4 protein-coding genes are annotated in these 6,607 nt (G+C 57.1%); all 4 read left to right on the top strand.

What is annotated here, in order from left to right; genetic code table 11:
* Window positions 1-266: 266 nt before the first annotated feature.
* A complete protein-coding gene (locus tag ACF8AM_RS00030) occupies window positions 267-1,277 on the top strand; it encodes a DUF58 domain-containing protein (RefSeq protein ID WP_392553653.1) in 1,011 nt (336 codons plus the stop codon).
* Window positions 1,274-3,577: a BatA domain-containing protein gene (locus ACF8AM_RS00035; protein ID WP_392553654.1), complete on the top strand. Its 2,304-nt coding sequence runs from the start codon at window positions 1,274-1,276 to the stop codon at window positions 3,575-3,577. The genes ACF8AM_RS00030 and ACF8AM_RS00035 overlap by 4 nt, the downstream gene beginning before the upstream one ends.
* Complete coding sequence (locus ACF8AM_RS00040; RefSeq protein WP_392553655.1) at window positions 3,574-6,048, top strand: hypothetical protein; 2,475 nt, start codon at window positions 3,574-3,576, stop codon at window positions 6,046-6,048. The genes ACF8AM_RS00035 and ACF8AM_RS00040 overlap by 4 nt, the downstream gene beginning before the upstream one ends.
* Window positions 6,045-6,607, top strand: a 563-nt coding sequence (locus ACF8AM_RS00045) for a hypothetical protein (protein ID WP_392553656.1), incomplete at its 3' end; no start/stop codon positions are given. The genes ACF8AM_RS00040 and ACF8AM_RS00045, both read left to right, overlap by 4 nt.

The following is a 6,607-nucleotide window of genomic DNA, read 5'->3' on the forward strand; positions in this document are numbered from 1 at the left end:
GGGGTAGGCGCTGGTTCCGATGCTCGACCCTCCCCTCGCTTCGCTCGACCCTCCCAGGGTGAGGGTGATGATAAACGCTTGGCAACCCAGCACTTAAAAACGACACGACCTCTCCACGGGGGGACGCACGGATCGGAACGACTCACTAAAAGCACGAAACACCCAGCGAGGAAGAGTTCGCTTTGCTCAGCGACTTTGGGTTGCGATTGCATTAGGATAGGGCTGCGATTTTGCCTCCGATTGCCGCCTTCCTGAACCCACCCGCCATGCGTTTCCCTGATCTGTTCACCTCGCGTGATGCGTCGCGTGCCGCCGCACTGCAGTGGATCGCGCGGCAGGCGGTCGAGGGACTGACCGCGGGTCGCCACCGGTCGCCCCACAAAGGATCCAGTGTCGAGTTCAAAGAACACCGTCCCTACGTTCCCGGCGATGAGCTGCGGAACATCGATTGGCGGGCGTTCGGCAAAAGCAACCGCCTTTACATTCGCGAATTCGAAGAAGAAACCAACCTGCGATGCACCCCGTTGGTCGACCGCAGCGGCAGCATGCAATACGCGGGCAGTCGTGCGCTGAAACTGACAGAATCCAGCTCAACGCTTGGCAAACGCAAGCAGGACTACGCGACCGCCATTGCCGCAGCGATCGCTTACATGATGCTCTCCAGCCAAGACGCGGTGGGGCTGATGACGTTCGACGACAAGATCGGTGAGTCGTTGCCGCCTCGCACGATGCCGTCGCATTTGCGAGCGTTGCTTGCGATCCTGGCCAACAATTCGGGTGGTGGCGAAACGGACCTAGGAACCGTCATCCGACAAGCGATGCTGAAACTGCCACGACGATCACTGGTCGTTCTGATTTCCGACGGGCTCGGCGATCCAGAATCGCTCGGCAAGGCTCTGGCATCGTTGCGAGCCCAGCGACAAGAAGTCGTTTTTCTGCAAGTCCTTGATCCAGATGAAGTCGATTTCCCGTTCCACGACCGAATCGAATTTCGTGATTTGGAGAACACGGATCACCGCGAGATCATCGATTCACGCCAGATCCGCTCACGATACATCGAATCCTTGAAACGTCACAACGCGACGATCGAAGCGGCCTGCCGGCGGAACCGTGTTGACCACGCCATGATCACAACGGACACCCCAGTCGTTGACGCACTGGCCAGGTTCGTGACACTGCGACGAGGAGGCGGTGTCAGTGGTTCGTTGACCTTCCCAAGTGCTGCCTTGGCCAACTCGCAAACAAACTCGTCGGCAGAGGACGACTCCTCGCGATGAATTTCCTCAATCTAGGACTGCTCGCCGGCGCACTTGCGTTTGTTGTTCCCCTGGCAATCCACCTGTTGTTCCGCAGTCGCTATCGTTCGATGGACTGGGGAGCGATGTTCTTGCTGCAGGATGTCGTGGCGAAGAACCGCCGACGCATGCAGTGGCATCAGTGGATCCTGCTCGCTCTGCGATGTGCGATTCCCATCTTGCTGGCACTCGCGATGGCGCGTCCGCTGCTCTCCTCCGCTCGCGCCCTGCCCGGTTCCGAACCGCTGACGTTGATCCTCTGTCTCGATGACAGTCGATCCATGCAGGCAGCAGGTCGCCATGACCGAGTCTTGAAAGCTGCCACCGGACTGATCGAAAACCTGTCGCGTGGCGATGAAGTCATCGTTGTCTTAACCAGTCAACTCACGGCCTCGCTTGAACGATCTGCACCGCGTGACGCGTTGGCAGGGCTGTCCGAATTTCAATTTGGCGGCCCCCCCGCAGACTACACCGACGCGTTGACAACTTGCCTGGACGCGAGCAAAGAAGCCTCAAATCCCAACCGGCGAATCGTGATCTGTGGCGATTTTCAATCCAACAGTTTGGCATCCGGGAACCAATGGATCGATGCGGTCGAAGACACTCGCGTTCGATTGGACCGACTGACACCAGCGCCGCGAGTCGATCTGCTCAACGTCTCTCGGTCTGATGACGTGCTGGACAATCTGGTCGTGGAAACACTCCAGTCGGACGCTCCCGCGATCTTGAAAGATCGTCAGGTCCACTTCCACGCGAAAATTCGCAATGACTCGGATCGTCCGATTTCTCGGTTGACCGGACGCTGGTTTCATGACGGACAAGCTGTCCAAACAGCGACCGTCGACATCGCTCCACGCAGCTCATCGGTTCTAACATTCGCACACACGCCCGACTCGGTCGGAAACCATTCCTTGGCATTTGCTGTTGAACACACCGATGCGATCGCAGCGGACAATCGCCGAAGACTCGCCATCAATGTCCTGCCACAAATCCGTGTGTGGTTGGTCGACGGTGCCCCCTCCGACGAACCGCTGCAAAGCGAAACGGATTTCCTGCGATTAGCACTCAGTCCCTTTGCGTTTGCGAGTGTCAACGAGAGCACACAAACGGACGGAAACACGCGATCAGATCTTGTCGCCAGTCGAGTCTTCACAGGGGCGCGATGGTCCTCCGAACTGACACGCAGATGGGACACCGCCGAGCGTCCCGACGTCATTGTTTTCGCCAACGTCAAACAGATCACGTCAGGAGACAAATCCGACAGCGAATTGCTTCAGCAGTTCCTCTCTGAAAACGGCAAACTCGTTTTCTTTGACGGCGAACAAGTGGCTGAAAATCGGTGGAATGAGATCCCGTGGTTGCCAGCGAAATTGGGTCGCCTGGTCACGGCTTCTGATATTGAAGCCGTCCTGGACGACGAAGCCAACATCACACTGGAAGAACAGGAAAGCCTCGGGTTCACAATCCAATCGCCTCGCGGTCGGCAAAGCGTTTGGGGATCGCTGCAGGATGCTGGCGATGGAATCTGGGAAGAGGTTCGTGTGGGTCGTTACCGTCGGTTGCTGATCGAAGATTCGGCTACCAATTCCACGCAAGTTCTGTTGCGAACCTCCGACCAGGCCGCTTTGGCAATCCGCAAATCCAATGTGATTCAGTTTGCAATCGGTTGCGACGCCGAATGGTCCACACTGCCTTTGCGTGCGGTCTATTTGCCAATGATGCAGCAATTGGTCCTCGATTTGGTAGGCAGGCAAGAATCCATGAACGTGATCGCGGGCCAACCCATGTTGATCCCCAACGCGAACACCGCTTGGACCGTGACGACGCCCGATGGATCCAACGTTGAATTAGAATCAACACCTTATGCTGAATCGAAAAACGACTCGCCGAACGCGTCCTCCCGCGTGTTCGACGATACCGAACTGGCTGGTATCTATCGCTTTCGGTCCGAAGCACCAACCGAGGAATCGAACGAAGGATCATCCCAAACCATTCTTCGAGTGGCAGAAATCCCTGCTTCGGAATCGGATCTTCGAACGTTGGAATCTAGTCAAATCGACACCTTCGCGGACCGGTTGCAAGCTCGCTTGTTCGACTCACCCACCGACCTCGTGGAGGCCACGGCCACCGATCGTTTCGGCCAAGAAATCTGGCGTCCGATGATGTTTTTGGTGCTGTTGGTTCTGATCTCGGAATTGCTATGGCAGCAGTTCGCGGGACGTCCGAAATCGGCCGCCACCGCCTGGAAGACTTCCTTCGCTTCAGCAGGGAGTCGTCGATGAACAATGCTTCGTTATCGCTGACACTCGCCAGCTTGCGGTTCTCCTGGAACCTGCCGACTTGGTCCATCCTTGCCATCGCGATCCTCACCGGATTGGGTGCGGCATGTTTGTATCTGAGAGAGACCAAGCAAGTTGGAGGCTCCGCTGCCTGGTTGCTGCCTGCCTTGCGTTCGACAGCAATCATCCTCACCATCCTGCTTTTGGCGGGCCCGATTTGGCATCACCGCCAAGTCATCGGCCAACCCGCAAGATTGATTTTCGCGGTTGACCAATCGTTGAGCATGAGCGAACAGGATTCGTCGGACGGTGAATCCCCTGACCGCCTTCGCCGTTCTGTTGAGATGCTGTTCGGAAAAGACGAAAGCGACGGTTGGATCCAAACCCTGCAAACGACTCACCTGATCGACGTGATGAGCTTTGACGAAGAGGCTCAACCGCGATGGAAGTCATACGACCTCGACACAGAAACCGATCCTCCATCCCCGGAGACCGTTTTGAGTGAGGCCAACGGTTCCACCACCAACTTGTCGGCGGCACTTCGTCCGATGCTGCCGCGCACTGGCAAGAGCGATTTAGCTCTACCGGTCGCTCCAGCAAGCGACTCGGCAGATGCGACCGGCTCATCTTTGGCCGTGGTGCTGATGACCGACGGTCGCGACTCCGCCGGCGTGGACGACGCATCGGATCTGGCTTGGCAACTTTCGCAGGCGGGCTGGCAAGTCCACACGGTGGGCATCGGCAGCGTCGACGAACCGGCTGACATCGGGATCACCAACATCCAGCACCCTGAACGAATTGCAGCAGATGGTCGCTTGACCGGAACCATCGTGGCCAAACACTTTGGAGTCATAAACGACACCCTGCAAATCGAACTTCGCTCTGGTGAGACTCTGGTTTGGTCCGATGAGTTCGTGGCCACTCAGGATGGTCAAACCGAGATCAGTTTCGATCTTCCCGTGGAATCACTCACCAACCGCCTCGCCAATCAGGAAGCCCGAGGCGTCAACCGGGACAGCATTGTCTTGCCCTTCACAGCCTCCATTCGCCGGGTCGATCCATCCGCACCGACCAGCTTGGGCCAAACAGAAAACGACCGTTGGGATTTCCGAATCGCAGCGGCCAGCCGAGACCGACAACTGTTGATCCTCGACGGTTCATCGCGATGGGAAACACGTTATCTCCGGAATTTGTTCGCTCGCGATCCTGCCTGGCAAGTCGACACGGTTCTGTTTGGACCAGGTACTGACACCCCGATGATCACACGTGGCAACGCCCCCGGCGAAGTGCCAGCCACTCTCGACGACTGGAATCGATACGATGCAATCGTGTTGGGCGAAGTCCCACCGGAACAGTGGACCGAGGTCGACTCCGAAGGCTTGCGTGAATTCGTTCGCCGCGGCGGCGGGCTCATCATTCTCAACGGTCGCTACAACCGTCTGTCACGCATCGAATCATTGAACGAACTGCTCCCAGTTGAATTCGTCAATCCCGCGGGCACCTCTAACAACGATGATCTGCTTCGTTACCAACGTCAGCAGCCCTCGGTTCTGTCGATTGGCCCCACGGCGACGGGGCGTTCCCAACCGGTCATGCTGCTCAGTTCTGAAATCGCATCAAATGAGCAACTGTGGCGCGGTATGCCGGTCCCCACAGCGATTCCCGTCACAAACGCTCGTGCCGACGCGGAAGTGTGGGCGGATGCGTTGGTCGAAGCCACCGAAACGTCTCCCCCTTCTAAGAACCGGGTCCCTTGGTTGGTCACACGTCTGTTTGGCGCTGGCCGCGTGTTCTTTTTGGCAACCGATCAAACCTGGCGGTGGCGTTACAAAATCGAAAGCCAATTGCACGGCCGCTTTTGGAATCAAATGCTGACCGCAGCGATGCAGCCACCCTATGCCGTGCGGGATGAGTATGTTGCGATCGGAACCGACAAAATCGATTACGAAACCGGTGAATCCGCACAGATCCGAGTCCGGTTGCTCGACAACGACATGCCATTGAGCGGATCGACGGCGTCTCCGACGTCCGCGACCGTCGACGCATTGTTGATCCGCGACGACCAAATCGTCGCCACCATTCCCATGAAACTGGACGACGCTTCCCGCCAAACTTACTTGGGTCAAACCAACGCCTTGCCGCCCGGTGAGTATCGCGTGCGTATCCGTGCCAGTGGCTACGACGCGTCTGCTTTGAAAGCAACCGCACCGATTTGGGTCGAACCCTCTCGAAAGGGAGAACTGGATCGCGTCGCCGTGGATGAAGACACATTGAAAGAAATCGCGAACGCCGGCGCAGGAAAGTATTTCCACGAATCCTCTGCGGAGGAAGTGCTGAGTCAACTGCTGCCATTATCTCGCGGTCAAATCATTGAAACCGACACGTTGATGTGGGAATCCTGGTGGCTGTTCGTGGTCATCTTGGCTCTTCTAGCCACCGAGTGGTGGATGCGCAAAAAGGTGGGATTGGTATGAGCGAGATGCCATTCGGAATGTCCAGAGAACTGCCCGGTGTGAATCATCACGCTCCGAGCGAACTACTGCCTCCAACTCGCAATGCGCTACGTGCGTTCGCCCGACGGCGAGCCACACTGCAGGCCTGTCGCGGAATCGCAGTGGGCGTGACCGTGTTGATCACCGGTATGATTGCGTTGGCCTTGGTCGACCATTTCGTGCGGCCTACCACCTTGCCACGAATCGTCTTGAGTTTGATCGCCTACATAGCTGCCGGATGGGCAGCCTATCGAAGCGGCATCGCTGCCGCATCCCAAAGCTCACCCGCCGAAGTCGCGGAAAGTTTTGAAGTGGCTCAAACCAAACTCAAAGGTCAAATCCTTTCCGCCGTTGAACTCAGCGAAGTCGACCATCTCAACGGTTCGCCTGACTTCCGAAGGAAGCTTCAATCGCTCGTCGCGGATCAGATGAGCGGTGTGGAAGTTCGACACTTGCTGCCGTGGAATCTGATCCAGCATTCCTTACTGATTCTGTTCTCACTGCTCACCGTCGTCACAGCACTGGGATTGATTCCAACCCT

This window comes from Rhodopirellula sp. JB055, from assembly GCF_043100905.1.
Classification (GTDB): Bacteria; Planctomycetota; Planctomycetia; order Pirellulales; family Pirellulaceae; genus Rhodopirellula.